The sequence below is a fragment of the Pseudonocardia sp. NPDC049154 genome (genome assembly GCF_040648315.1).
GTDB lineage: Bacteria > Actinomycetota > Actinomycetes > Mycobacteriales > Pseudonocardiaceae > Pseudonocardia.
Window position 1 is genome coordinate 1 of record NZ_JBEZDN010000132.1, and the last position, 22,103, is coordinate 22,103.

24 protein-coding genes and 1 tRNA gene are annotated in these 22,103 nt (G+C 73.4%); 12 read left to right on the plus strand and 13 right to left on the minus strand.

The features are described from left to right. Positions 1 to 235 precede the first annotated feature (235 nt). Positions 236 to 982 (minus strand): DUF899 domain-containing protein, encoded by a 747-nt coding sequence (locus tag AB0B41_RS36400; RefSeq protein WP_358211587.1) that lies wholly within the window; start codon positions 980 to 982, stop codon positions 236 to 238. Between the two features lie 115 nt (positions 983 to 1,097). Between AB0B41_RS36400 and AB0B41_RS36405 the strand changes: the two genes are divergently transcribed. After that, positions 1,098 to 2,765: an FAD-binding dehydrogenase gene (locus AB0B41_RS36405; RefSeq protein ID WP_358211588.1), complete on the plus strand. Its 1,668-nt coding sequence runs from the start codon at positions 1,098 to 1,100 to the stop codon at positions 2,763 to 2,765. Between the two features lie 257 nt (positions 2,766 to 3,022). Here the strand turns inward: AB0B41_RS36405 and AB0B41_RS36410 are convergent, their stop codons facing one another. Beyond that, complete coding sequence (locus AB0B41_RS36410) at positions 3,023 to 3,445, minus strand: ATP-binding protein (protein ID WP_358211589.1); 423 nt, start codon at positions 3,443 to 3,445, stop codon at positions 3,023 to 3,025. Between the two features lie 197 nt (positions 3,446 to 3,642). On the opposite strand from AB0B41_RS36410, the gene AB0B41_RS36415 reads away from it, so the two are divergent. The 4 genes from AB0B41_RS36415 (at position 3,643) to AB0B41_RS36430 (ending at position 7,758) form a co-directional block, all read left to right on the plus strand. Further along, the gene (locus tag AB0B41_RS36415) at positions 3,643 to 4,191 is read left to right on the plus strand and encodes a GNAT family N-acetyltransferase (protein WP_358211590.1); all 549 of its coding nucleotides are present in this window, start codon (positions 3,643 to 3,645) and stop codon (positions 4,189 to 4,191) included. A 249-nt stretch (positions 4,192 to 4,440) separates the two neighbouring features. Beyond that, complete coding sequence (locus AB0B41_RS36420; protein ID WP_358211591.1) at positions 4,441 to 5,613, plus strand: serine hydrolase domain-containing protein; 1,173 nt, start codon at positions 4,441 to 4,443, stop codon at positions 5,611 to 5,613. A gap of 61 nt (positions 5,614 to 5,674) precedes the next feature. Continuing rightward, positions 5,675 to 6,637, plus strand: a complete 963-nt coding sequence (locus tag AB0B41_RS36425; RefSeq protein ID WP_358211592.1) for an alpha/beta hydrolase — start codon at positions 5,675 to 5,677, stop codon at positions 6,635 to 6,637. Between the two features lie 65 nt (positions 6,638 to 6,702). Continuing rightward, positions 6,703 to 7,758: a helix-turn-helix domain-containing protein gene (locus AB0B41_RS36430; RefSeq protein WP_358211593.1), complete on the plus strand. Its 1,056-nt coding sequence runs from the start codon at positions 6,703 to 6,705 to the stop codon at positions 7,756 to 7,758. 4 nt (positions 7,759 to 7,762) lie between these two features. Here AB0B41_RS36430 and AB0B41_RS36435 read toward each other — a convergent pair whose 3' ends face one another. Then, positions 7,763 to 8,542 carry a sulfite exporter TauE/SafE family protein gene (locus AB0B41_RS36435; RefSeq protein ID WP_358211594.1) on the minus strand — a complete coding sequence of 260 codons (780 nt, stop codon included), beginning with the start codon at positions 8,540 to 8,542 and terminating at the stop codon, positions 7,763 to 7,765. A gap of 105 nt (positions 8,543 to 8,647) precedes the next feature. On the opposite strand from AB0B41_RS36435, the gene AB0B41_RS36440 reads away from it, so the two are divergent. Further along, positions 8,648 to 9,091 (plus strand): hypothetical protein, encoded by a 444-nt coding sequence (locus AB0B41_RS36440; RefSeq protein WP_358211610.1) that lies wholly within the window; start codon positions 8,648 to 8,650, stop codon positions 9,089 to 9,091. 13 nt (positions 9,092 to 9,104) lie between these two features. On the opposite strand, the gene AB0B41_RS36445 is transcribed toward AB0B41_RS36440, so the two are convergent. The 3 genes from AB0B41_RS36445 to AB0B41_RS36455 all read right to left on the minus strand — a co-directional run bounded on the left by AB0B41_RS36445 (position 9,105) and on the right by AB0B41_RS36455 (position 11,605). Continuing rightward, positions 9,105 to 9,572: a hypothetical protein gene (locus AB0B41_RS36445; RefSeq protein ID WP_358211595.1), complete on the minus strand. Its 468-nt coding sequence runs from the start codon at positions 9,570 to 9,572 to the stop codon at positions 9,105 to 9,107. A 351-nt stretch (positions 9,573 to 9,923) separates the two neighbouring features. Then, positions 9,924 to 10,760, minus strand: coding sequence for an alpha/beta hydrolase (locus tag AB0B41_RS36450; protein ID WP_358211596.1), 837 nt, complete (start codon positions 10,758 to 10,760; stop codon positions 9,924 to 9,926). Positions 10,761 to 10,891: 131 nt separating this feature from the next. Then, a complete protein-coding gene (locus tag AB0B41_RS36455) occupies positions 10,892 to 11,605 on the minus strand; it encodes a TIGR00266 family protein (RefSeq protein WP_358211597.1) in 714 nt (237 codons plus the stop codon). 143 nt (positions 11,606 to 11,748) lie between these two features. Here AB0B41_RS36455 and AB0B41_RS36460 point away from each other — a divergent pair, with 143 nt between their 5' ends. Both AB0B41_RS36460 and AB0B41_RS36465 read left to right on the plus strand, forming a co-directional pair. Further along, on the plus strand, positions 11,749 to 12,177 hold the full coding sequence (locus AB0B41_RS36460; RefSeq protein WP_358211598.1) for an ester cyclase: 429 nt from the start codon (positions 11,749 to 11,751) through the stop codon (positions 12,175 to 12,177). A gap of 175 nt (positions 12,178 to 12,352) precedes the next feature. Beyond that, the gene (locus AB0B41_RS36465) at positions 12,353 to 12,706 is read left to right on the plus strand and encodes a VOC family protein (RefSeq protein WP_358211599.1); all 354 of its coding nucleotides are present in this window, start codon (positions 12,353 to 12,355) and stop codon (positions 12,704 to 12,706) included. A gap of 10 nt (positions 12,707 to 12,716) precedes the next feature. Here AB0B41_RS36465 and AB0B41_RS36470 read toward each other — a convergent pair whose 3' ends face one another. Further along, the gene (locus AB0B41_RS36470; protein WP_358211600.1) at positions 12,717 to 13,358 is read right to left on the minus strand and encodes a LysE family translocator; all 642 of its coding nucleotides are present in this window, start codon (positions 13,356 to 13,358) and stop codon (positions 12,717 to 12,719) included. A gap of 182 nt (positions 13,359 to 13,540) precedes the next feature. Between AB0B41_RS36470 and AB0B41_RS36475 the strand changes: the two genes are divergently transcribed. From AB0B41_RS36475 to AB0B41_RS36485, 3 genes are all read left to right on the plus strand, one after another. Then, entirely contained in the window at positions 13,541 to 13,924 is a 384-nt protein-coding gene (locus AB0B41_RS36475; RefSeq protein ID WP_358211601.1) for a cupin domain-containing protein, read from the plus strand. 156 nt (positions 13,925 to 14,080) lie between these two features. Next, on the plus strand, positions 14,081 to 15,505 hold the full coding sequence (gene rox, locus AB0B41_RS36480; RefSeq protein WP_358211602.1) for a rifampin monooxygenase: 1,425 nt from the start codon (positions 14,081 to 14,083) through the stop codon (positions 15,503 to 15,505). A gap of 59 nt (positions 15,506 to 15,564) precedes the next feature. Beyond that, positions 15,565 to 16,104 (plus strand): dihydrofolate reductase family protein, encoded by a 540-nt coding sequence (locus AB0B41_RS36485; RefSeq protein WP_358211603.1) that lies wholly within the window; start codon positions 15,565 to 15,567, stop codon positions 16,102 to 16,104. Positions 16,105 to 16,120: 16 nt separating this feature from the next. Here the strand turns inward: AB0B41_RS36485 and AB0B41_RS36490 are convergent. The 4 genes from AB0B41_RS36490 to AB0B41_RS36505 form a co-directional block, all read right to left on the minus strand. Further along, positions 16,121 to 16,193 (minus strand) — tRNA-Leu (locus tag AB0B41_RS36490). 99 nt (positions 16,194 to 16,292) lie between these two features. Next, positions 16,293 to 17,654 carry an FAD-dependent oxidoreductase gene (locus AB0B41_RS36495; RefSeq protein WP_358211604.1) on the minus strand — a complete coding sequence of 454 codons (1,362 nt, stop codon included), beginning with the start codon at positions 17,652 to 17,654 and terminating at the stop codon, positions 16,293 to 16,295. Between the two features lie 78 nt (positions 17,655 to 17,732). Beyond that, on the minus strand, positions 17,733 to 18,443 hold the full coding sequence (locus AB0B41_RS36500; protein ID WP_358211605.1) for a uracil-DNA glycosylase: 711 nt from the start codon (positions 18,441 to 18,443) through the stop codon (positions 17,733 to 17,735). 8 nt (positions 18,444 to 18,451) lie between these two features. Beyond that, positions 18,452 to 19,396, minus strand: a complete 945-nt coding sequence (locus AB0B41_RS36505) for a Ppx/GppA phosphatase family protein (RefSeq protein WP_358211606.1) — start codon at positions 19,394 to 19,396, stop codon at positions 18,452 to 18,454. A gap of 110 nt (positions 19,397 to 19,506) precedes the next feature. Here AB0B41_RS36505 and AB0B41_RS36510 point away from each other — a divergent pair, with 110 nt between their 5' ends. Further along, positions 19,507 to 21,123 carry an acyl-CoA dehydrogenase family protein gene (locus AB0B41_RS36510; protein WP_358211607.1) on the plus strand — a complete coding sequence of 539 codons (1,617 nt, stop codon included), beginning with the start codon at positions 19,507 to 19,509 and terminating at the stop codon, positions 21,121 to 21,123. A gap of 42 nt (positions 21,124 to 21,165) precedes the next feature. Here AB0B41_RS36510 and AB0B41_RS36515 read toward each other — a convergent pair whose 3' ends face one another. Together AB0B41_RS36515 and AB0B41_RS36520 are read right to left on the minus strand one after the other, a co-directional pair. Then, entirely contained in the window at positions 21,166 to 21,648 is a 483-nt protein-coding gene (locus tag AB0B41_RS36515) for a DUF501 domain-containing protein (RefSeq protein ID WP_358211608.1), read from the minus strand. After that, positions 21,645 to 22,103: septum formation initiator family protein (locus tag AB0B41_RS36520; protein ID WP_358211609.1), on the minus strand; the 459-nt coding region annotated here is incomplete at its 5' end. The genes AB0B41_RS36520 and AB0B41_RS36515, both read right to left, overlap by 4 nt.

A 22,103-nucleotide genomic window follows, 5' to 3' on the forward strand; every position in this document is an offset into this window, starting at 1 on the left:
CCCGACCCGTCACCCATCAGAAGATCAGGGACAGACAACGGGCGACGTACGTGCAGATTCGAGTGGCGGACGGGTCCGGACGAGCCGGTTCCCGCGCGATCCTCCCGAGGGTCCGGATCGCGGCGCCCGGCAGCGCGTGTTCGCTCCCCAGCAACACGCGGTGTGCCCATACCTCGTGCGGTGAGGGACCGGCGTTACGCGGTTGGACGGACGCACGTCGAAAAGATGAGAACTCTCAGCCCGCGAAGCTCGGGCCGGTGCGCCGTGCGGCCGCGGACCGCCCCTTCGGCTCCTCCCACTCCTCCTGCCGCCCGAGGGCGGTGAGGTCCAGGAAGGCGTAGGAGCCGCCGGTCCACTCGGCGCCGCGGGCGTACTGCGAGTAGGTGTGGAAGATGCGCTCGCCGTTCCGCAAGAAGCAGGACAGGCCCGGCCCCTCGATCGGGAAGTCGCCCTCCACGTAGTAGCCCGTGCCGGCCGCGGCGTGCTCCTCCGCGGTGCGGAAGTTGTACTCGACGGGCGCGACGGCGGGGTCGAGCGTCACGTGGAAGTCGTAGTTGAAGTCGCTGCCGTACGACGAGTACCAGGGGAAGGTCCAGCCCTTCTTCCCCTTGTACCGCTCGATCTTCTCGAGCGGCGCGCGCGAGACGTAGGCCAGCGTGGTGTCCCGGACCGCGAGGTGCTCCCGCAGCCCCTCGTTGACCTCGTCGGCGCCCGCGGAGCAGCTCGGGCACCCGTCCTCCCACTCCGGCTTGAACATGAAGTGCCCGACCAGCAGCTGCAGGCGGCCCTCGAACAGGTCGAGCAGGCCGACCTCGCCGTCGGGCCCGGTGAACACGTAGTCCTTCTCGACCTCGACCATCGGCAGCCGCCTGCGGTCGGCGCTCAGCGCGTCGCGCGCCCGCGTCAGCTCCTTCTCGCGCTCCAGCAGCGCCAGGCGGGCCGCGCGCCACTCCTCCCGGGTCACGATCTCCGGCAGGGTCATGGGTCTCCTCCTCGGATCGGTGTCACGAGGGCCGACCCGGTCGGGCGGCCGAACTCATCGGTGGGTGCGAAATGTCGGGATTGCCGCCGGGAGCGGCGGGGGCCAGGGTGGGACCGTGAACGCCGACGTGATCGTCGTGGGGGCCGGGCTGGCCGGTCTCGTCGCGACCGCCGAGCTCGCCACCGCGGGCCGCAAGGTCGTACTGGTCGACCAGGAGCCGGAGACGAACCTGGGCGGCCAGGCGTTCTGGTCGTTCGGCGGGCTGTTCCTCGTCGACTCCCCCGAGCAGCGCCGGATGGGCATCCGGGACTCCGCCGAGCTGGCCCTGCAGGACTGGTTGGGCAGCGCGGGCTTCGACCGGGAGGTCGACGACCCGGCCGGGGAGGACTTCTGGGCCCGGCAGTGGGCCACCGCCTACGTCGACTTCGCCTCCGGCGAGAAGCGGGCCTGGCTGCACGGGCTCGGCGTGCGCTGGTTTCCGCTGGTCGGGTGGGCCGAGCGCGGCGGCTACCTCGCCGACGGGCACGGCAACTCCGTCCCGCGCTTCCACGTCACGTGGGGCACCGGGCCGGGCCTGGTCGAGCCGTTCGCCACGGCGGTGCACGACGCCGAGCGCGCCGGCCTGGTCGAGCTGCGGTTCCGGCACCGCGTCGACGCCCTGACCAGGACCGGAGGGGTGGTCGACGGCGTGTCGGGCGCCGTGCTCGAGCCGAGCCCGGCCGCCCGCGGGGCGGCCAGCTCACGCGTCGAGACCGGGACCTTCGAGCTGAAGGCCCAGGCGGTGATCGTGACCTCGGGCGGGATCGGCGCGAACCACGACCTGGTCCGCGCGAACTGGCCGGCGCGGCTCGGCACCCCGCCGGAGCACATGGTCACGGGCGTTCCCGCGCACGTCGACGGCCGAATGCTCGGCATCACCGAGGCGGCGGGCGGGCGGATCGTCAACCGCGACCGGATGTGGCACTACACCGAGGGCATCCGCAACCACACCCCCGTCTGGGCCGGGCACGGGATCCGGATCCTGCCGGGGCCGTCCTCGATCTGGCTGGACGCCACCGGGCGGCGGCTGCCCGCGCCGTACTTCCCCGGCTTCGACACGCTCGGCACGCTGCGGGCGCTGCGCGCCACCGGCCACGACCACTCCTGGTTCGTGCTGACCCAGAAGATCATCGAGAAGGAGTTCGCGCTCTCGGGCTCGGAGCAGAACCCGGATCTCACCGAGAAGGACGTCCGCGCCACGCTCGGCCGGATCCGTCCCGGCGCCCCCGCGCCCGTCGAGGCGTTCAAGGAGCGCGGCGAGGACTTCGTGGTCGCCACGACGCTCGCCGAACTGGTCGACGGGATGAACAAGCTGACCGCCGAGCCGCTGCTGAACGCGGCGGCGATCGAGCGGCAGATCGTGGCCCGGGACCGCGAGATGGCCAACCCCTTCACCAAGGACCTGCAGGTCAGCGCCATCCACAACGCCCGGCGCTATCGCGGCGACCGGCTGGGCCGGACGGCGTCCCCGCACCGCATCCTGGACCCGAAGGCGGGCCCGCTGATCGGCGTCAAGCTCCACGTGCTGACCCGCAAGACGCTCGGCGGGCTGCAGACCGACCTGTCCGGCCGGGTGCTCGACGCCGCGGGCACGCCGGTGCCGGGGCTGTTCGCGGCGGGCGAGGTGGCCGGCTTCGGAGGCGGCGGCGTGCACGGCTACCGCTCGCTGGAGGGCACGTTCCTCGGCGGCTGCCTGTTCAGCGGCCGCGGAGCGGGCCGGTCGGCGGCCCGCGACACCGTCTGAGGGCGGTGGACGAGGAGTGGAACGGGGGTGCGGCCCGGCCGCCGTCGAGCCGGCCGGACCGCGGTACCTCCGGGGGTGCGCGCGTAGCTCCCCAGTTGCGCGCGCGAGGCAGATCGGGACTCGCCGCAGGCGCCGGACCCCCGGCTGCGCGGCGCCGGTACCGAGTCTGGCCCACGACGATCACGTTTCGGCTACCCCGCCGCGCCGGAACGGAAACGGTGTTGCCGGATATTCGTCGATCGTCCGGATATCTCTTCTCAGGCCAGCTCGAGCGTGGCCCAGACGGTCTTGCCGGTGTGGGTGCGGCGGACGCCCCAGCGCGAGACCGCGTTGACGATGGTCAGGCCCCGGCCCCGGTGCGCGCCGAGCCGCGACTCCCCCACCGTCAGCGGGTCGCCCGCGCCGGCGTCGTCGACCTCGATGCGCATCCGGACCCGGTCGAGCACGGTGACCCGCAGCCGCCGCGGCCCGCCCGCGTGCTCGACGGCGTTGGTCACGAGCTCGGTGCAGACGAGCTCGGCGTCGAGCAGGGTGTCCGTGGGGGCCAGCTGCTCGCGCAGCCACGCGCGCAGACCGGGCAGGCAGGTGGCGTCCCGGAACGCGGCGACGAGCGAGGCGGGGCGGCCGTCCACGCGACGCCCGGCCACGTCCGTTCTCTCGTTCGCCTCGACCATGGTCATGATCCGGCACTACCCCGTTCGGCCGTCGTTCACGCGTCCGGTGGAGCACACCCCTCGATCCGGTAGACCGGAGGTGCCTCCGCCCGGTGTCCGACGTCCCCTCCGGACCCGCGTCACCGCACGATCATCACGCCGTGTCACCGGGCCGAACAGGGCCCCATCCGGCCGTCGACGGCGATCTCTGCGAGGGTCGGGGCGTGCAGTGGAGTGCGTGTCGCGAGGGCCGGATCACGATGGGCGAACACGCGGAGCTCGCGGTCCTGCTCCGCGCGGCCTACGCACACCTCCCCGAGTTCTTCGGCGGGGTGCGGACGTGGTCCTACGTGCGGCCCGAGGCCCGCGTCATGGGCTGGGACGGCGAGGGCCCGGCCGCGCACGCCGGGGTGCTGCGGCGCTTCCTGCAGGTCGACGGGAGGGACCAGCTGACCGCGGTGGTGGGCCTCGTGGCGGTGCGGCCCGGGCTGCAGCGGCAGGGCGTCGGTCTGGCGCTGCTCGACCGGGTGCGCGCGTTCCTCGGCGAGCTGGCGGTGCCCTTCGGCATCCTCATGTGCGCCGAGCACCACGTCGCCTTCTACGAGCGCGGCGGCTGGCACAGGCTCGCCCCCCGGCGCGCCGTCTACTCCCCGGACGACACCACGGAGCCGCGCCCCTTCGTCGACGAGATCACGACGACCACGCTGGTCCTGCCCGTCACCCAGGGGGACTGGCCGGACGGGGAGATCCACTGGAACGGAGCGACGGTCTGACCTGGTCGAACCGGAGCTCGCCGGAGCGGGTGCGCTTGATGGCATGCCCACCTCGAGTCCCACGAAGTCGACCGGGTGCACGGCAGCCGGTCCCACACCCGGCGGGCCGTCCCGCTGGCCCGCGCAGGCCGGGCCCACCCGCCGAATGGCGGGCGCCGCACCCGAAGCTGCGCGTGATCGTCGGTACCGCGGGGTGCGGCGGGTCGGCACGATCGACCCGAATCCCCGACATGACCACCGGAGGTCAGCATGAGTCCTGCCATCGACGGAAGCGGCATCGACCGGGTCCTGCGGGAGGCGGTCGAGTCCGGCGCGGTGCCGCACGTCGCGGCGATCGCCGCGGACCGCGACGGGATCATCTACGAGGGCGGGGCGGGCCCCCGCATCGTCGGCGAGAGCACCGAGGAGGTCTCCACCTCGACCCAGTTCCGGATCATGTCGATGACCAAGATGGTCGCGACGACCGCGGCGCTGCAGCAGGTCGAACGGGGCGAGCTCGAGCTCGACGCGCCCGTCGACACCTACTGCCCGGAGTTCGCCGAGATCCAGGTCCTCGAGGGCTTCGACGGCGACACCCCGAAGCTGCGCCCGGCCGGCAGCCGCGCCACCGTGAAGCAGCTGATCACGCACACGTCGGGTCTCGGGTACTGGTTCTGGAACGAGGCGCTCGACAGGTACCAGAAGGTCACGGGCCTGCCGAACGTCCTGGGCGGCGCCGAGGCGTTCAAGGCGCCGCTGGTCGCGGACCCCGGCACGCAGTACGTCTACGGGATCAACACGGACTGGCTGGGCAAGGTCGTGGAGGCGGTCGCCGGCCAGGGCCTGGACGTGGTGATCAAGGAGGGCATCACCGGCCCGCTCGGCATGGACGACACGATGTTCCTGCTCGACGACGGCCGCCGCGAGAACTGCGTGACCGTGCACGTCCGCGGCGAGGACGGGAACTGGACCTCCGCCGGCGAGCTGCTGCCGCAGCAGCCGGACTGGTACGCCGGCGGCCACGGCCTCTACTCCACCCCGCGCGACTACATCCGTTTCGAGCGCGCCCTGCTGCGCGGCGGCGAGCTCGACGGCACGCGGATCCTCCGCGAGCAGACCGTCGACGCCGCCTTCACCAACCAGATCGGCGACCTGGACTTCCCCGCCGACATCCCGACGGTCGACCCGCCGATCACCGACGCCCTGCGCGTCGGGCCGGGGTGGAAGTGGGGCCTCGGGCTCCTGCTGAACACCCGGGACGTCCCCGGGGGCCGACGCGCGGGCACCGGGGCGTGGGCGGGGCTGTTCAACACCCATTTCTTCGTCGACCGCGCGTCCGGGGTCTGTGCGTCGATCTACACCAACTCGCTGCCGTTCATCACCGAGAACGAGGCCTGGAAGCTCTACGGGGACTTCGAGTCCGCGCTCTACGCCGCCCTCTGATCCCCGCCCGTCGCGGCCGGTGCGCCGGCCGCGGCGGGCACGTCCGGGGGAGGTCCCGACGATGACGGCGGTCCCGCGCCCGGAGTTCGACCCGGAGCTGAAGGCCGGCCTGGCCGTGGTCGGCGGGGTCTTCCCACCGACGATCACGCCCGACCTCATCGCCTTCATGCGCCGCTCGTACGCCTCCCCGCCGATCGAGGACACCCTGCGCGGGCGGGCGATCGAGCGGCGCGAGCACGTGATCGCGGGGCATCGCGGGGACCCGCTCGCCGTGTCCGTGCTGCGGCCGGCGAGGATCGACACGCCCCGGCCGGGAGTGCTCTTCGTGCACTCCGGCGGCCTGATGTTCGGCGACCGGTTCAGTGGGGCCGACCTCGTGCTGGACTGGGTCGACGGGCTGGGTGCGGTGCTCGTGACCGTCGAGTACCGGCTGGCGCCCGAGTTCCCCGACCCGTACCCGCGCGAGGACTGCTACGCGGCGCTGGAGTGGGTCGCCGCGAGCGCCGAGGGGCTCGGGATCCGGCGCGACCGGCTGCTGGTCGCCGGCGCCAGCTCCGGCGGCGGCCTCGCGGCGGGGACGGCCCTGGCCTCCCGGGACCGGGGCGGGCCGGCACTCCGCGGGCAGGTGCTGGACTACCCGATGCTCGACGACCGGGGCGGCACGCCGTCCACCCGGCAGTTCGACGGAGTCGGCGTGTGGGACCGGGTCAGCAACGAGACCGGCTGGACCGCCCTGCTCGGCGACGCGCGCGGCGGACCGGACGTCTCGCCCTACGCCGCGCCCGCCCGGGCCACCGACCTGCGCGGGCTGCCGCCGGCGTTCGTCGACGTCGGAGCAGCGGAGATCTTCCGGGACGAGGCGATCGCCTACGCCGACCGGATCTGGGCCGCGGGGGGCGACGCCGAGCTGCACGTCTGGGCGGGCGGCTTCCACGCCTTCGACATCTTCGCCTCGCACACCGCGCTCGCCCGCGGGATGATCCGCACCCGCAACGCCTGGGTGGAGAAGATCCTGGCCGACTGACCCGGTGCTGACGAGTGACCCGGGCCACTACACTCGGCCCCTCGGAACGACGTCGTGAGGTGGTCGTGCAGGAGCTCCTGGGCCGCATCTCCGCCCTCGACCCCCAGGCCAGCGTGAGTCTGCGGGTGATCGCCTGCTTCGACGAGCTCGTCGTCGGCAACGTCAACACCCGCGGCCTGCTCAGCGCCGCCGCCTCGCTCGCGGGCTGCACCGCGGGGTTCTGTCAGGACCTGCCGCCACGGGCGGTGCGGGTCACGCCCAAGGGCGAGCTCGCCGAGGGGCGGGCGCTGCCGCCGCCGGACTCGTCGATCCGCTGCGACGGCCTCACGGTGTGGCTCGAGCGCGAGGGACCCGCCCACGCCAACGACACGATCATCCTCGAGCGGCTCGCGCTGGCCGTGCGGATCCGGCACGGGCGCGGCCGGCGGGACGCGGACAACCGGCGCGAGCTGGGCCTGCTGCTCGACCGCTCGGTCCCCGTGGAGGAGCGCCGCACCGCCGCGGCGCGCCTGCACCTCGCGCCCGGGGCGAAGTACCGCGTGCTCGCCGCGCCGCTGTTCGCGGTGTGGGCGGAGCACCCGACCGGCGCCGAGGACGTCGTCGCCACGCCGTACGGCCCGATCCACGCGCTCGTCGTGCCGCAGGACCGGACATCCGGCGGCGCGAGCCCGTCGGGGGTCGGGGTCGCGACCACGGTGGAGCACCTGCACCGCTCGTTCCGGACCGCCGTCGTCGCGCTGCGGTTGTGCGCGCCGCCGGCCACGCCCTGCGTGCTCGCCGACCGCTACGGCGGGGTGATCGAGCTGCTCGCCGACGCCCCGCTCGACGCCGACCTCCCGGACGTCGACTCCCTCGACGAGGTCATGCGGCACGCTTGGGGCCCGGCCACGCTCGACGCGCTGGTCCGCGCCGGGTCGGTCCGGCAGGCCGCGCGGCTGGCCGGGGTGCACCACAGCACGCTGCGGACCCGGCTCGACGCGATCACGGACGTCGTCGGGTTCGACCCGTTCGACGGCATCGGCCGCACCCGGCTCGGTATCGCCTACCTGGTGTGGCGGCAGCGCAACTCGCGGGTGCTGGACCTGCCCGCGCCGACCTACACGGCCTCCACGGCGGGCTGAGCCGCTACCCGCGGGCGGCCTGGACGAGGTAGGTCACCGCGAGCCCGATCGCGAGGACCCCGAGCAGCGTGCGCAGCGCCGTCTCCGGGACCCGCGGCTGGAGACGGGCGCCGAGGTAGCCGCCGATCAGGCCCCCTGCGCCGCAGCACAGTCCGGTGACCCAGTCGGGCCCCACCGGCCCGTCGACGACCAGGGACAGCAGGCCGTAGGTCACCACGCCGGCCACCGAGGTGAGGAACGTGGCCGCCAGGGCCGCGGGGGCGACCGTCGCGACGGACATGCCCGCCCCGACGAGGACCGGCCCGAGCAGCGACCCGCCGCCGATGCCGTAGATCCCGCCGACGACCCCGACGACGGCGCCGAGCCCGGTCACGACCGGCCCCCGCAGCTCGCGCGGTGGTGCCGGACGGTCCCGGATCCGCAGGCACAGCCAGATCCCGATGCCGAGCAGCAGCACGGCCGCCAGCACGCGGAACACCCGGTCGCCGGGGGCGAGGAAGACCCGCACGAGGGTCCCGACGACGACGCCCGGCAGCGTGCCGGCGACGAGCCGCCGGGTGAGCGGGCCGCCGAGCGCGCCGGTGCGGTGGTGGCGGATCAGGGCGCCGGGGGTGGCGACGACGTTGTACAGCAGGTTCGTGGGGGTGACGGCCGGGCTGGGCACCCGTAGGAGGTCGAACTGCACCGGGAGCAGGAAGACCGCGCCGGACACCCCGACGGGCGTGGTCACCACGGCGACGACCAGCCCTGCGCCGAAGGCGAGCAGCGCCGCGAGCGGGGACACGAGGAGATCCTCGCCCATCGGCGGCGCGGGAACTGTCGGTCCTCCTCCGTACGGTCCGGTCCGGACGGACGAGGAGGGGCGAGGGTGGAACGACCGGACCCGGTGATGGCCGAGATCGCGCAGGTGGTCGAGCTGGGGCACGCCGGCTCGGCGGCGCAGGCGCGGGAGCGGTTCACGCAGCTCTGGGAGCGGTTGGGTCCCCGCGGCGACCCGCTGCACCGCTGCGCGCTCGCCCACCACGCGGCGGACGTGCAGGAGGATCCGGCCGAGGAGCTGCGGTGGGACCTCCGCGCGCTCGCGGCCGCGGACGAGCTGACGGACGAGCGGGCGCAGGAGCACCACCACTCCCTCGCCGTGGCGGGCTTCTACCCGTCGCTCCACCTCAACCTCGCCGACGTCCACCGCCGCCTCGGCGATCCCGGGCGCGCCCGCGACCACCTCGCCCGGGCCGAACAGGCCGTCGACGCCCTGGCCGACGACGGCTACGGCCGCATGATCAAGCAGGGCATCGCCCGGTGCGCCGGCCGCCTCGCGGGGCGCGAGCGGTGACGCGAGGACCGAATCAGGTGAGCTTGCGGTGGTCGAGGTCGAAGTCGTGCTCCCAGGTCGCGCCGTCGTCGTGCGACTTCTCCCAGCGGCCCGTGATCGTCCGCCCGTCGTGGCCGAACGTGCCCGTGTAGCGCTGCGCGAAGTCCAGCGGGGTGAAGTCCGCACGGTCCCGGAGGAGCGTCCACTCGTTGTCGCGCAGGGTCATGCGGTACAGGCGGACGACGCCGCGTGAGTCGAAGTAGTGCTGCACGTACTCGTGGCCGTCGCCCTCCTCTGCCACCGACAGCAGGGCGAGGACGTCCGGCGCCGCCGGATGCTCTGTGGTGGACCGCTGCTGCAGGAACTGCCTGCCCAACTGCCACGCGAAGTGGAGGGTGCCGCGGGTGGGCTCGGGGGTGAAGGTGAACCGCGCCTCGACCGCCCACTCCCCCACCAACGGCTCCAGGCGCTCCACCGCCGCGGTGCGGGTGGCGTCGTCCATCTGTCTCCTCCTTGCGGTCGGGGTTCGGAGGAGGGACTCGACCGGGCCTCGTTCCTCATCGGCGGAGCCAGGCGCAGGCGGCGTGTGAGTCATGGCCGTGGTGGACCTGGGGCGCAGCGGGCGCTGCGGCGAAGGGAGCCCAGCGACTGGCCCCTGATCGTCTGGCGACCAGCCACCGACGACCACGACGACGACCCCGACACCCACCCCACCCCGCCACCGACCTCGACGAAACCCCACCCTTCTGACGACCCGCCCAGGCGAAGCACTGGGCGGGCCGGCGGACGGCCGTGCCCGCCCGCTCGCTCCGAAGCACCGCCCCGCAGGCAGCGCCCCGGACCGGCGGTTTCGTCAGGCCCCGGCGCGGGCGGACTCCGGTGGCTTGCGAAGAATCGGCCGGAGCACCTCCGCAAGCGCCCCGGGATGGGTCACCTGGGGGACGTGGGCACCCGGGGTCTCGAGGAACGGCGCGTCGAGTTGATCGGCGAACCAGCGCGAGGCCTCGCAGAACCAGTGGTGCTGTGCGGCCGGATCGCAGTTGTCCGCGCCGGCCGCGACCACGCACGGAACCCGGACCTCCGCGAGATCTTCCTCGCTGGGCAGGTAGCTCATCACGTCCGCGAGTTCCAGGCCGAAGAAGACCTCGCCGTTGCCCAGCATCCGGGTGCGGAGGTCGTCGTCGAGCGACTCGAACACCTCGTCCCCGGCGACCCAGCGGATGAACTTCTCCATGGCCACCGGCGGGCCCCCCTGAGCCATCCCCTGCTCGACGACCGCCTGCAGTTGGGCGCCGGCGACTTCCCCACCGGAAGCGACGGCGGCGTAGGGCGGCTCGTGGAAGATCGCGCCGCGGAGAACCTCCGGATGCCGCAGCGTGAGGCTCGTGAGGATGGTCGCGCCCGAGCTGTTCCCGTAGGCGACCGCCGGTGCGAGATCGAGCGCCCTGAGCAGCTCGGCGGCGTCGTCGGCCTGCTCGTCGATCGGTGCCGCGTCCCACCCCTCCGGCCGCGGGCTGCGGGAGTTGGCGCGCCGGTCGTAGGTCAGGACCGTGAACTCGTCGACCAGGGCATCGGCCACCCTGGTCCAGTGCCCGGCGTCGCCGGTCGCTCCGGAGATGAACAGGACCGCGGGGCCCTCCCCGCGTCGCTCGTAGTAGAGCGTCGTGCCGTTGACCTCGACCGTAGCCATCTCGTCCTCCCCTGGCCGAGGCGCACGTGCCCGCGCGCCGGAGGAACGAGGGTGCGACTGTGCCCCGACGGGGTCCACCGCCGGATGGCCGACGACGTGGCGTCCGTTCACCCCGCAGCTCGGGGCCGGGATCAGCCGTTGTCGGAGGGCGAGGATCGCTCCGGCAGGTAGGGCTGGATCGCGGAGGCGAGCTTCTCGGCCGTCATCGACTGGAGCCAGACGTGCCCGGGCCCGTGGATCTCCGCCAGCATCAGCGAGTCCCCGAACAGCTTGTTCTTCACGCCGCGCACGGACGTGAACTGGAGCTCCATCCCGGCGCGGTACAGCGCCAGGTGCCCGGGGTGGATCAGCATGGACCGCCCGGCGGGGAGGTCGTACTCGGTGATCTCGCCGGCGAGCTGCACCCAGGCGACACCGTCGCCCGACAGCTTCTGGAACACCACGCCGGCGCCCCCGAAGATCCCGGCGCCGAGCTTCTTCTGCAGCCCGACCGACACCTCGACCTTCGCGGTGCTGGCCATGTAGGCGCCGGACTGCACCATGAACTCGTCCGCGGCGTCGACCCGCAGCTCCCTGATGGTTCCCGGGAGGTCGGTCGCGAAGGCCACGAACCCGCCGGCCTGCGGGGCGGTGTACTCGGTGAGGAACAGCTGCCCGCCGCCGAGTGCCCGCTTCAGACCGCTCATGAAGCCGCCCCGGCCTCCCGAGCCGAACCGGGTGGACGTCTCGAGGTCGAATCCCGAGGACAGCCAGGCGACGTCTCCGCCCTCGGCGATCACCTGCTCGCCGGGACCCATGGTGATCTCCAGGACGGGCATCGTCGTGCCCATGATCCGGGTCTGCATGGCAGGAACGTAGAGGCGACGCGCCGGCACCGGAAGGGTCCCGGACGCCCGAGGACAAGGGCCGAACGGCGGCAGCCGGACGTCGATCCGTCGCAGTACGGTGTCCGCCCCGCCCACCGGTCGCTCCCCTCGAGGAGGCCACGTTGACCACGACGACCACGAGTTCGCGCAACGAGACCGCGCTCGCCCGGGCCATCGAGCGCTGGAACGCCGGCGACCTCGAGGGCTACCTCGAGATCTACGCCGACGAGATCCAGCTGCACGGGATGGCCCCGCAACCGTTGGACAAGCAGGCCGTGCGTGCGACCTACCAGGCCATGTTCGCGGCCTTCCCGGGGAACCACCTGGAGCTGCACGAGACGTTCAGCGACGGCGACCGGCTGGCCTGCCGCTTCACGCTGACCGGCCGGCACGACGGCGACTACATGGGCATCCCCCAGACGGGGCGCGACATCAGCCTGCCGGGCATCACGATCCTGCATTTCCGCGACGCCCGGTGCGTCGAGCGCTGGGTCTGCGCCGACACCCTCGGCCTCCTCGTCCAGCTCGGGGTCGTCCCGCCGCCGCCGTGACGCCCGCGGGCCCGGCCCGCCGATGAGTTCCGCACCCGCCCGGTGTGCCGACCCTGCGCGAGCGCTGCCGTCCGCGCTAGCCGTGTCGAGGGAGGAAAGGCCTTCGCACCGCTACCCTCGTGGTCCTGGCCGGGGTCGTGGGCCTCGTCCGACGACCGACCACGGGAGAGCCCCGATGATCCTCCGCCGCATCGTGCCGAACCTGAACGTCGACGACGCCTCCACCGGCCACGACTTCTACGAGGAGTTCCTCGGCCTGCGCAAGGAGTTCGACCTCGGCTGGGTCGCCAGCTTCCGTTCGCCGACGAACCCGAGCGTGCAGGTGAGCCTCGTCGCCGGCGACGCCACCGCGCCCGAGCTGTCATCCCTCAGCGTCCAGGTGGCCGACGTCGACGCCGCCTACGCGGAGGCGCAGCGCCGCGGCTACGAGATCGTCCACCCGCTCACCCACGAGCCGTGGGGTGTGCGGCGGTTCTTCGTGCGGGACCCGCACGGCGTGGTGGTCAACGTCGTCGGGCACGCGGACTAGCCGCGTCCGGTCAGGACGTCGCCGGGGTGTGCCCCACCGCGGTCCTGACCGCGAACGCGCCCAGCAGGCTCCCCGCGACCCACCGTTGGACGGTCATCGCACGCGGGCGCGCGGCCAGGAACCGGGCGACGGACGCCGCCGCCAGGACGATCAGGGCGTTGACGGTCAGGGCGACGACGATCTGGACCGCGCCGAGCTGGAGGAACTGACCCCACGCCGCCCCGCCGGACGGATCGACGAACTGCGGCAGGAGCGCCGCGTACATCAGCGCGATCTTGGGGTTGAGCAGGTTGGTGAGCAGCCCCATGCCGAACAGCTGCCGGTCGGACGCCGGTTCCAGGTCACGGGCCTCGAACGGCGAGCGGCCGCCCGGCCGCAGCATGCCCCAGGCCAACCACGCGAGGTACAGCGCGCCGGCGATCTTCACGGTCGTGTACGCGGCGGGGACCGCGGCGAACAGGGCGGACAGCCCGGCCACCGCGGCCACGAGGTAGCACAGGAACCCCACGCCCGTCCCGGCCAGCGAGACGAGTCCGGCGCGCCTGCCCTGGGAGATCGCCCGCGAGGCCAGGTAGATCATGTTGGGCCCCGGCGTGAGGACCATGCCGAGGGCGATCAGGACGACGCCGACGACGGCGGACGGTTGGATCACGAGCCGAGCCCCTTCCACGGTGCTCCCGCCACACAAGCACCTGGTCCGCGCGATCACCACGGGTTTGCGGCCGTCGGGCGCAGTGCGGCGGACGGAGCGGCGGAACGGCGGCTTGACGTGGCGTGCCGGGGTGGTAGGCCGGAGGACACCGATCCGGAACACCCACGTCGGAGGGGCACCTCATGACCGAGACTCTGAAGCCGGTGGACCTCACCGTCGTCGACACGACGACCGCGGAGTGGCAGGACTTCCCCGTGCCGGCCATCAACGTCCACCTCGAGCACGTGCCGCTCCTCGACGACCCGGACACGGGGATGATGGTGGTGAAGATGGTCTACCGGGCCGGTTTCACGAACACCTGGCACACCCACCCCTGCGGCCACGGCATCTACGTGCTCGACGGTGTCCTGAACACGCACCAGGGCGACTTCGGGCCCGGCAGCTTCGTCTGGTTCCCCGAGGGCGGGACCATGCAGCACGGCGCCACCGCGGACGCGGACTGCACCTTCCTGTTCATCACGAACAAGCCGTTCGACATCCACCACGTGCCCACGGCCGAGGGCTGACAGGGGCCGGGCGCTCGACGTCGGACCAGGGGACGAGGCCGTCACCGACCTCCCGCCACTGTCAACGTATAGCGCCCCGGGGGCCTTGCGGCAAGACCCGGGTCGTGGCCCAGAATCGCCCGCCGAAGCCAGGACCTGCAGGAATCGGGGGGATGCATGGCCGACGTGATCATCGTGGGCGGCGGGCCGACGGGCCTGATGCTGGCCGCGGAGCTGCGCCTGCACGACGTGGACGTGGTCGTGCTGGAGAAGGAGGCCGAGCAGCCGCCGTTCGTGCGCTCGCTCGGGCTGCACGTGCGCAGCATCGAGGTGATGGACCAGCGCGGGCTGCTGGAGCGGTTCCTGGAGCACGGGAGGAAGTACGAGGTCGGCGGGTTCTTCGCCGGCATCCCGATGCCCTGGCCGCGGCTGGACACCGCGCACGGCTACGTCCTCGGGATCCCGCAGACCACCACGGACCGGCTGCTGGAGGAGCACGCCCTCGAGATCGGCGCCGAGGTCCGGCGCGGCACCGAGCTCGTCGGGCTGGCGCAGGACGCGGACGGGGTCACCGCCGACCTGGCCGACGGCACCCGGCTGCGCGCCCGGTACCTCGTCGGCTGCGACGGCGGCCGGAGCACCGTCCGGAAGCTGCTCGGCATCGGCTTCCCGGGCGAGCCCTCGACCGTCGAGACGCTGCTGGGCGAGATGGAGGTGACCGCGCCGCCGGAGACCGTGGCCGCGGTGGTGTCGGAGGTCCGGGAGACCGAGAAGCGGTTCGGCCTCGGACCGGTCGGCGACGGGCGGTACCGCGTCGTCGTGCCCGCGGTCGGGGTGACCGAGGACCGCGCCGCCCGGCCGACACTCGAGGACTTCCGCGGCCGGCTGCGGGCCGTCGCCGGCACCGACTTCGGGGTGCACTCGCCGCGCTGGCTGTCCCGCTTCGGCAACGCCACCCGGCAGGCCGAGCGGTACCGCGAGGGCCGCGCGTTCCTGGCCGGCGACGCGGCGCACGTCCACCCGCCGACCGGCGGGCAGGGCCTCAACCTCGGCATCCAGGACGCGTTCAACCTCGGCTGGAAGCTCGCGGCGGCGGTCGCGGGCTGGGCGCCGGCGGACCTGCTGGACAGCTACCAGTCCGAGCGGCACCCGGTGGCCACCGCCGTCCTGGACAACACCCGCGCGCAGATGGAGCTGATGTCGACCACGACCGGGGCGCAGGCCGTGCGCAGGCTCGTCGAGGAGCTGATGGCCTTCGAGGAGGTCAACCGCCACCTGATCGAGAAGATCACCGCCGTCGACATCCGCTACGACCTCGGTCCGGGGCCGGACCTGGTCGGCCGTCGGATGCGGGACGTGCAGCTCAAGAAGGGCCGCCTCTACGAGCTGACGCGCGCCGGCCGGGGGCTGCTCCTCGACCAGACCGGCCGGCTCTCGGTCGAGGGCTGGGCGGACCGGGTCGACCACGTCGTCGACGTCAGCGAGGAGCTCGACGTGCCCGCGGCGCTGCTGCGGCCCGACGGCCACGTGGCCTGGGTCGGGGAGGACCAGCAGGACCTGCTCGGCGCCCTGCCCCGGTGGTTCGGCGCCACCACCGACTGAGCCCCGCCGCTGCCGTCCGCGACCGATGAGTTCGTGACCCGCGCCCGGTCAATGCTGACATGAGTGATGCGGACGCCGGCCCGGGCAAGGTCGTCGTGAACAGAGCGATGTCCCTGGACGGCTTCATCGCCGGCCCGGACGACGCGATGGACTGGATCTTCGAGTACCTGGACAACGACGCGTTCCCCGAGGTCATGCAGGCCACCGGGGCGATGCTGGTGGGTCGGGGCACCCACGAGGTCGGCAAGCGGATGTCCGGGGACACCGACTACGACGGGGGACCGGTGTTCGTCCTGACCCACCGGCCGCCGGACGAACCGGAGCGCGGAGTCACCTTCCTCACCTGCGATCTCGGGGAGGCCGTCGCCACGGCGCGCGCCGCCGCGGGCGGGAAGAACCTGGAGATCCTCGGTGCCGACCTGGCCGGTCAGTGCCTGCAACGAGGTCTCGTCGACGAGCTCCTGGTGTACGTCCTGCCGGTACTCCTCGGCGACGGCGTGCGCTTCTCGACCTCGGGTCTCGGCAGGATCGACCTCGAACCGTTCGACAACAGGCAGTCGGGTCCCGTGACGATGCTCCGCTTCCGCGTACGGAAGTAGGGCTGGTCGGGCACGGTGCCCCCGGTGGGACTCGAACCCACACTGTGACCCTTTTAAGGGGCCTGCCTCTGCCGTTGGGCTACGGGGGCCCGGCTGCAGCCTAACGACGACCCCGGCCGGAGAACGCCGACGGCGCCCGCCCCCGGTGAAGGGCGGGCGCCGTCGAGCGCCTGTCGGCCGGTGCCGCGTCAGCTGGCCTTGGCGTCGGCCTCCTGCGCGACCGTCGGGGGCAGCGGGGTCACCGTGCCGCCCGCGATCCGGCTGAACTCCGCCTTCGGCTCGTGGATCTGGCCCAGCGCCACGACCTCGCGGCCCATGAGCAGCGCGGTGGTCCAGTCCATGACGATCCGGAAGCGGCGGTTCCACGTGGGCATGCGGCTCACGTGGTAGGTGCGGTGCATGAACCAGGCCGGGAAGCCCTTGAGCTTGATCCCGTAGATCTGGGCGACGCCCTTGTACAGGCCGAGGCTGGCGACCGAGCCGGCGTAGCTGTGCCTGTACTGCTTCATCTCGTACCCGCGCAGGTACGCGACGATGTTGTCCGCCAGCACCTTCGCCTGCCGGACGGCGTGCTGCGCCGACGGGCTGGTGCGGGCGTTCGGGTCGTCCTTGGTGAGGTCCGGGATCGAGGCGCAGTCACCCGCGCTGAACACGCCCTGCAGCCCGTTGACCGTGAGGTCGGCGGCGCACTCGACGTGCCCGCGGGGGCCGCGGGGCAGGTCGGTCTGCTCCAGCATCGGGTTCGGCTTGACGCCGGCGGTCCAGACGATGGTGTCGGCGTCGAACTCACTGCCGTCGGACAGCACGACGTGCCCGTCGACCATCGACTCGACGCGCGTCTCGAGCAGGACCTCGATGCCGGCGTCGAGCAGGCGGCGCACGGTGTACGCACCCATCTTCGGGCCGACCTCGGGCATGATCCGGTCCATCGCCTCGACGAGGACCCAGCGCAGGTCGCCCGGCTCGATGCCCTCGTAGTAGCGGGTCGCGTAGCGGGCCATGTCGGCGAGCTCGGCGAGCGCCTCGACGCCCGCGTACCCGCCGCCGACCACGACGAAGGTCAGCAGCCGGCTGCGCAGCTCGGGGTCCGCGGTCGTCGACGCCGCGTCGAGCCGCGAGAGGACGTGGTTGCGCAGGTAGATGGCCTCGCCGACGGTCTTGAAGGCGATGCCCTGCTCGGGCAGCCCGGGGACCGGCAGGGTCCGGGCGACCGAGCCGGGGGCGACGACGAGGACGTCGTACTCCAGCGTCGTGGTGTGCCCGGCCGCGGTCTGCACCGTGACCTTCTTGTCGGCGTCGGAGACGGCGGTGACCCGGCCGGTCAGCACCCGGCAGCCGCGCAGCACCTTGTGCAGCGGGACCACGACGTGCCGCGGCTCGATCGAGCCGGCCGACGCCTCGGGGAGGAACGGCTGGTAGGTCATGTGGGACTGGGGGTCGATGACCGTGATGTCGGCCTCGCCGCGGCGCAGCTTCTTCTGCAGCCGCAGAGCGGTGTACATGCCGACGTAGCCGCCACCGACCACGACGATTCGTTGAGCGTGCGCCATACCCACATTCGTACCCCGAAGACGTAAGCTCGACCGTCGGATCCGACGTGATCTGCGTCCGAGGCAGTGTGAGTTCACCTACAGGCCGGCCGCGCGGGCCGCGGCCGCGAGGACCTCCTCGAGCATCGCGGGGGTGAGCCGGCCGGTGAAGGTGTTCTGCTGGCTCACGTGGTAGCTGCCGAACAGGTGCAGCGTCTCCGCGGGCCGCACCGACGCGAGCTCGACGTGCGCGCCGTGGCCGAACCGCGGGCGCGGCCGCGGGATCGTCCAGCCGTGGTCGGCGAGCACCGGCAGCAGCGCCTGCCAGCCGAAACCCCCGAGGACGACGACGGCGCGCACCGTCGGGCGGAGCAGCTCGATCTCGGCGTCGAGCCAGGACCGGCACTCGTCGCGCTCGGCGGGGGTGGGCTTGTTCTCCGGCGGGGCGCACTTCACCGGCGCCGTGATCCGGGTGCCGCTCAGCCGCAGCCCGTCGTCGCGATGCACCGCGGTCGGCTGGTTCGCGAGGCCGACGGCGTGCATCGCGGCGTAGAGGACGTCGCCGGAGCGGTCGCCGGTGAAGATCCGTCCGGTCCGGTTGCCGCCGTGCGCGGCCGGGGCGAGCCCGACGATCAGAAGCCGGGCGTCGGGCGGGCCGAACCCGGGCACCGGACGGCCCCAGTACTCCCAGTCGCGGAACGCCGCGCGCTTCTCCCGCGCCACCTTCTCCCGCCACTCGACCAGCCGCGGGCACGCCCGGCACTCCGTGATCCGGGCGTCGAGATCGGCGAGCGTCGGTGCGGACCGCACCGGTGATCTCAGGCGATCGATCGCGCGATCCCGTCGAGGATGTCGTGCTCGGAGACGACGAGCTTGCCGATGCCGGCCTTCGCGTGCAGCTCGTCCGCCAGCGCCTCGACGACGAGCGCGCCCGCACCGATGACGTCGATCCGGCCGGGGTGCAGCGCGCCGAGCTTCGCCCGCTCGTCGTGCGTGGAGGTGACGAGCATCTGGGCGACCCGGTGCACGTCGTCGCGGGTCAGCGTGGACAGGTGCACGGCCTCGGGGTCGTACTCCGGCAGGTCCTGGGCGATCCCGGACAGGGTGGTGATCGTGCCGGCCACGCCGACCCAGCACTTCACGCCCTCGACCGGCACCGCCTCGAACGCCTCGTCCAGGATCTCGCGGGCGAGCGCCCGGGCCTTCTCGACGTCGTCGGGCGCGGGCGGGTCGCCGGGCAGGCACCGCTCGGTGAGGCGGACGCTGCCGACGTCGACGGACCGGGCCGCCGCGACGCCGTCGCCGAGCGTGCCGACCACGACCTCGGTCGACCCGCCGCCGACGTCCGTGACGACGAACGGGCCGTCGTCCGGGTCGAGGTCGCCGACCGCGCCCTGGAAGGACAGCCGCGCCTCCTCGTCCCCGCTGATCACCTCGGCCTCGACCCCGAGGACGTCCCGGACCATGCCGAAGAAGTCCTCGCGGTTGGTCGCGTCCCGGGTGGCGGAGGTGGCGACCATCCGGACCCGCTCGACGCCCTTGCGGCGGATGGCCGCCGCGTAGTCGACCAGCGCGGCGCGGGTGCGCTCGAGGGCCTCCGGGTCGAGCCGGCGAGTCGCGTCGACGCCCTTGCCGAGCCGCACGATCCGCATCTCCCGGTGCAGGTCGCGCAGGTCCTTCGTGCCGTCGAAGGTCTCGGTGACGTCGGCGATCAGCAGGCGGATCGAGTTGGTCCCGCAGTCGATGGCGGCCACCCGGGACATGCGTGCTCCTGTGGGTTCGGGGGTCGTTCCCGCTCACCGTATCGGCAGGCGGGGCGGTCCGGGCGGCCGCGCGCTCCCGGATCCGCCGGCCGCGGGGTTACCCTCCGGTAATGACCGTGGCACCGGGCACCGAGCTGGGCACTCACACCGTCGTGAACCAGGTCCCGCCGCTCGACGGGTTCGACCCGCTCGGGTGCGACCCGGGCCTGGCCGACGCGCTGCGCCGGGAGGGAGCGGCGCCGGACCTGAAGGCGCTGGCCCTCGCCGTCGGATCGGCCGAGTACCGCGAGCACGCGCGGCTGGCCAACGAGCACGAGCCGGTGCTGCGTACCCACGACCGCTACGGGCACCGGATCGACGAGGTGGACTTCCACCCGTCGTGGCACGCGCTGATGCAGCTGTCGGTGGAGCACGGGCTGCACGCGGCTCCGTGGGCGGACGGCTCCCACCTCGCCCGCGCCGCCGGGTTCTACCTGGTCAGCAACCTGGAGCAGGGACACTGCTGCCCGATCTCGATGACCTACGCGGCCGTCCCCGCGCTGCGCCACTCCCCCGAGCTCGCCGAGCGCTACGAGCCCGGGCTGGCCTCCCGCACCTACGCGCCGGGGCTGGCCCGCCCGGAGACCAAGCCGGGCCTGCTCGCCGGCATGTCGATGACCGAGAAGCAGGGCGGCTCCGACGTCCGCACCGGCACCACGCGCGCCACCCCGAACGCCGACGGCACGTACTCCCTCGTCGGGCACAAGTGGTTCACCTCGGCCCCGATGAACGACCTGTTCCTCACGCTCGCACAGGCGCCGGGCGGGCTGACCTGCTTCGTCCTCCCCCGCGTGCTGCCCGACGGGACCCGCAACGCCCTGCGGATCCAGCGGCTCAAGGACAAGCTCGGCAACCGCTCGAACGCCTCGGCCGAGCTGGAGTACTCCGGCGCCGTCGGCTGGCGGGTGGGCGACGAGGGCCGCGGCGTCGCGACGATCATCGAGATGGTCTCGATGACCCGTCTGGACTGCGTGCTCGGCGCCGCCGGAACGGTCCGGGCCGCGCTGTCCGAGGCTGCACACCACGTGGCGCACCGCTCGGCGTTCGGCGCCCTGCTCGCGGACCAGCCGCTGATGCAGGCCGTGGTCGGCGAGCTGGCGGTGGAGTCCGAGGCCGCGACGACGCTCGCGATCCGGCTGGCCGGAGCAGTCGACCGGGGCGAGACGGCCTTCCTCCGGTTGGCGCTGCCGGCGTCGAAGTACCTGGTGTGCAAGCGGACGCCGGCGGTCGTCGCCGAGGCGCTGGAGTGCCTGGGCGGCAACGGCTACGTCGAGGAGTCGCCGATGCCGCGGCTCTACCGGGAGAGCCCGCTGAACTCGATCTGGGAGGGCTCGGGCAACGTCACCGCGCTCGACCTGCTCCGCGCCCTGGCCCGCTCGCCGGAGTCCGCCGACGCGGTGCTCGACGAGATCGCCCTCGCCTCGGGTGCGGACGCCCGGTTCGACCGGGCCGTGGACCAGCTGCGCGCCGAGTTCCCGGACCCGGAGCCGCGGCGGGCCCGGCGGCTGGCCGAGCTGCTCGCGCTGTGCCTGCAGGGCTCGCTGCTCCTGCGCACCGCCCCGGCCGAGGTCGCCGACGCCTTCCTGGCAGGCCGCCTGCAGCCCGACGGCCCGTGGCGCACCGCCGGCACCCTGCCCGAGGGCGTCCCCGCGAAGCCGCTGCTGGAGCGCGTCACCCCCACCCTGTGAGTGCCGATAGTCGCTCTGGCGACCATCGCCACTCACGAGGTGTCAGGCGCAGTCCGTGCCGGTCCACCAGTCGCCGAGGAGCTCCAGCGCCTCGTCGCCGAACGGGTTGACGCCCGGGCCCTTGGCGAGGCTGTGCGCCACGTGGACGTGCAGGCACTTCACGCGGCCGGGCATCCCGCCGGCGCTGATGTCCGTGCCCAGCGGCTCGATCGCGTCCCGCTCGGCGAGGTAGGACTCGTGGGCCCGGCGGTAGCGCTCCGCCAGCTCCGGGTCCTCCTCGAGCCGCGCGGTCATCTCCTTCATCAGCCCGGAGGCCTCGAGCGTCCCGATGCGGGAGGCCAGCCGCGGGCAGGTGAGGTAGTAGAGCGTGGGGAACGGCGTGCCGTCGGGCAGCCGCGGCGCGGTCTGCACGACGTTCGGGTGGCCGGACGGGCAGCGCGCCGCGACCAGCCGCATGCCCCGCGGGGCACGCCCGAGCTGCGCCGCGACGGTCTCGCGGTCGACCTCGGAGATGGTCTCGGTCATCGGGGGGCGCCCTCCGTCACGTCGCTCCACAGGGTCCGGTACCAGGGTGTTCCCTTGCGCGCGGCCTCCACGTCGGCGGCCGAGGGCGTGTCCGGCAGCTGCACCACGTAGGGCACCTCGCCGGGGCGGACGTAGCCGAGCCGCGACCGGGCCTCGGCTGCGACCTCGTCCGGGTTCGACAGTCGGGCCCTCTGCTCCTCCAGCTGCGTGACCTCGGCGGCCAGCGCGCGCTGCTGCTCCTGGACCGCGGCCAGCTCCTGCCGCTGCGCCACGTAGTTGCGCAGCGGCACGGCCACGGTCAGCGCCAGCGCGCACACCACGATCGCGAGGATCGCCGCGCGCCGGGTCGAGGACAGCCCGAGCAGCCCGCTCGTGCGGGCCACCACCGTCCCCGCCCGGCTGCGGGTGCGGGTGAGCTGCGGCTCGCGCACGCGCCGGCCGCCGGGCGCGGGGCG

Excerpts from the sequence above, each read along its gene's own strand:
- AB0B41_RS36475 (WP_358211601.1), top strand. The coding sequence starts at position 13,541 with ATGACCGAGACTCTGAAGCCGGTGGACCTCACCGTCGTCGACACGACG.
- AB0B41_RS36420 (WP_358211591.1), top strand. The coding sequence starts at position 4,441 with ATGAGTCCTGCCATCGACGGAAGCGGCATCGACCGGGTCCTGCGGGAG.
- AB0B41_RS36425 (WP_358211592.1), top strand. The coding sequence starts at position 5,675 with ATGACGGCGGTCCCGCGCCCGGAGTTCGACCCGGAGCTGAAGGCCGGC.
- AB0B41_RS36445 (WP_358211595.1), bottom strand. The coding sequence starts at position 9,572 with ATGGACGACGCCACCCGCACCGCGGCGGTGGAGCGCCTGGAGCCGTTG.
- AB0B41_RS36440 (WP_358211610.1), top strand. The coding sequence starts at position 8,648 with ATGGCCGAGATCGCGCAGGTGGTCGAGCTGGGGCACGCCGGCTCGGCG.
- rox (WP_358211602.1), top strand. The coding sequence starts at position 14,081 with ATGGCCGACGTGATCATCGTGGGCGGCGGGCCGACGGGCCTGATGCTG.
- AB0B41_RS36495 (WP_358211604.1), bottom strand. The coding sequence starts at position 17,654 with ATGGCGCACGCTCAACGAATCGTCGTGGTCGGTGGCGGCTACGTCGGC.
- AB0B41_RS36505 (WP_358211606.1), bottom strand. The coding sequence starts at position 19,396 with ATGTCCCGGGTGGCCGCCATCGACTGCGGGACCAACTCGATCCGCCTG.
- AB0B41_RS36465 (WP_358211599.1), top strand. The coding sequence starts at position 12,353 with ATGATCCTCCGCCGCATCGTGCCGAACCTGAACGTCGACGACGCCTCC.
- AB0B41_RS36410 (WP_358211589.1), bottom strand. The coding sequence starts at position 3,445 with ATGACCATGGTCGAGGCGAACGAGAGAACGGACGTGGCCGGGCGTCGC.
- AB0B41_RS36455 (WP_358211597.1), bottom strand. The coding sequence starts at position 11,605 with ATGCAGACCCGGATCATGGGCACGACGATGCCCGTCCTGGAGATCACC.
- AB0B41_RS36510 (WP_358211607.1), top strand. The coding sequence starts at position 19,507 with ATGACCGTGGCACCGGGCACCGAGCTGGGCACTCACACCGTCGTGAAC.
- AB0B41_RS36485 (WP_358211603.1), top strand. The coding sequence starts at position 15,565 with ATGAGTGATGCGGACGCCGGCCCGGGCAAGGTCGTCGTGAACAGAGCG.
- AB0B41_RS36400 (WP_358211587.1), bottom strand. The coding sequence starts at position 982 with ATGACCCTGCCGGAGATCGTGACCCGGGAGGAGTGGCGCGCGGCCCGC.
- AB0B41_RS36515 (WP_358211608.1), bottom strand. The coding sequence starts at position 21,648 with ATGACCGAGACCATCTCCGAGGTCGACCGCGAGACCGTCGCGGCGCAG.
- AB0B41_RS36450 (WP_358211596.1), bottom strand. The coding sequence starts at position 10,760 with ATGGCTACGGTCGAGGTCAACGGCACGACGCTCTACTACGAGCGACGC.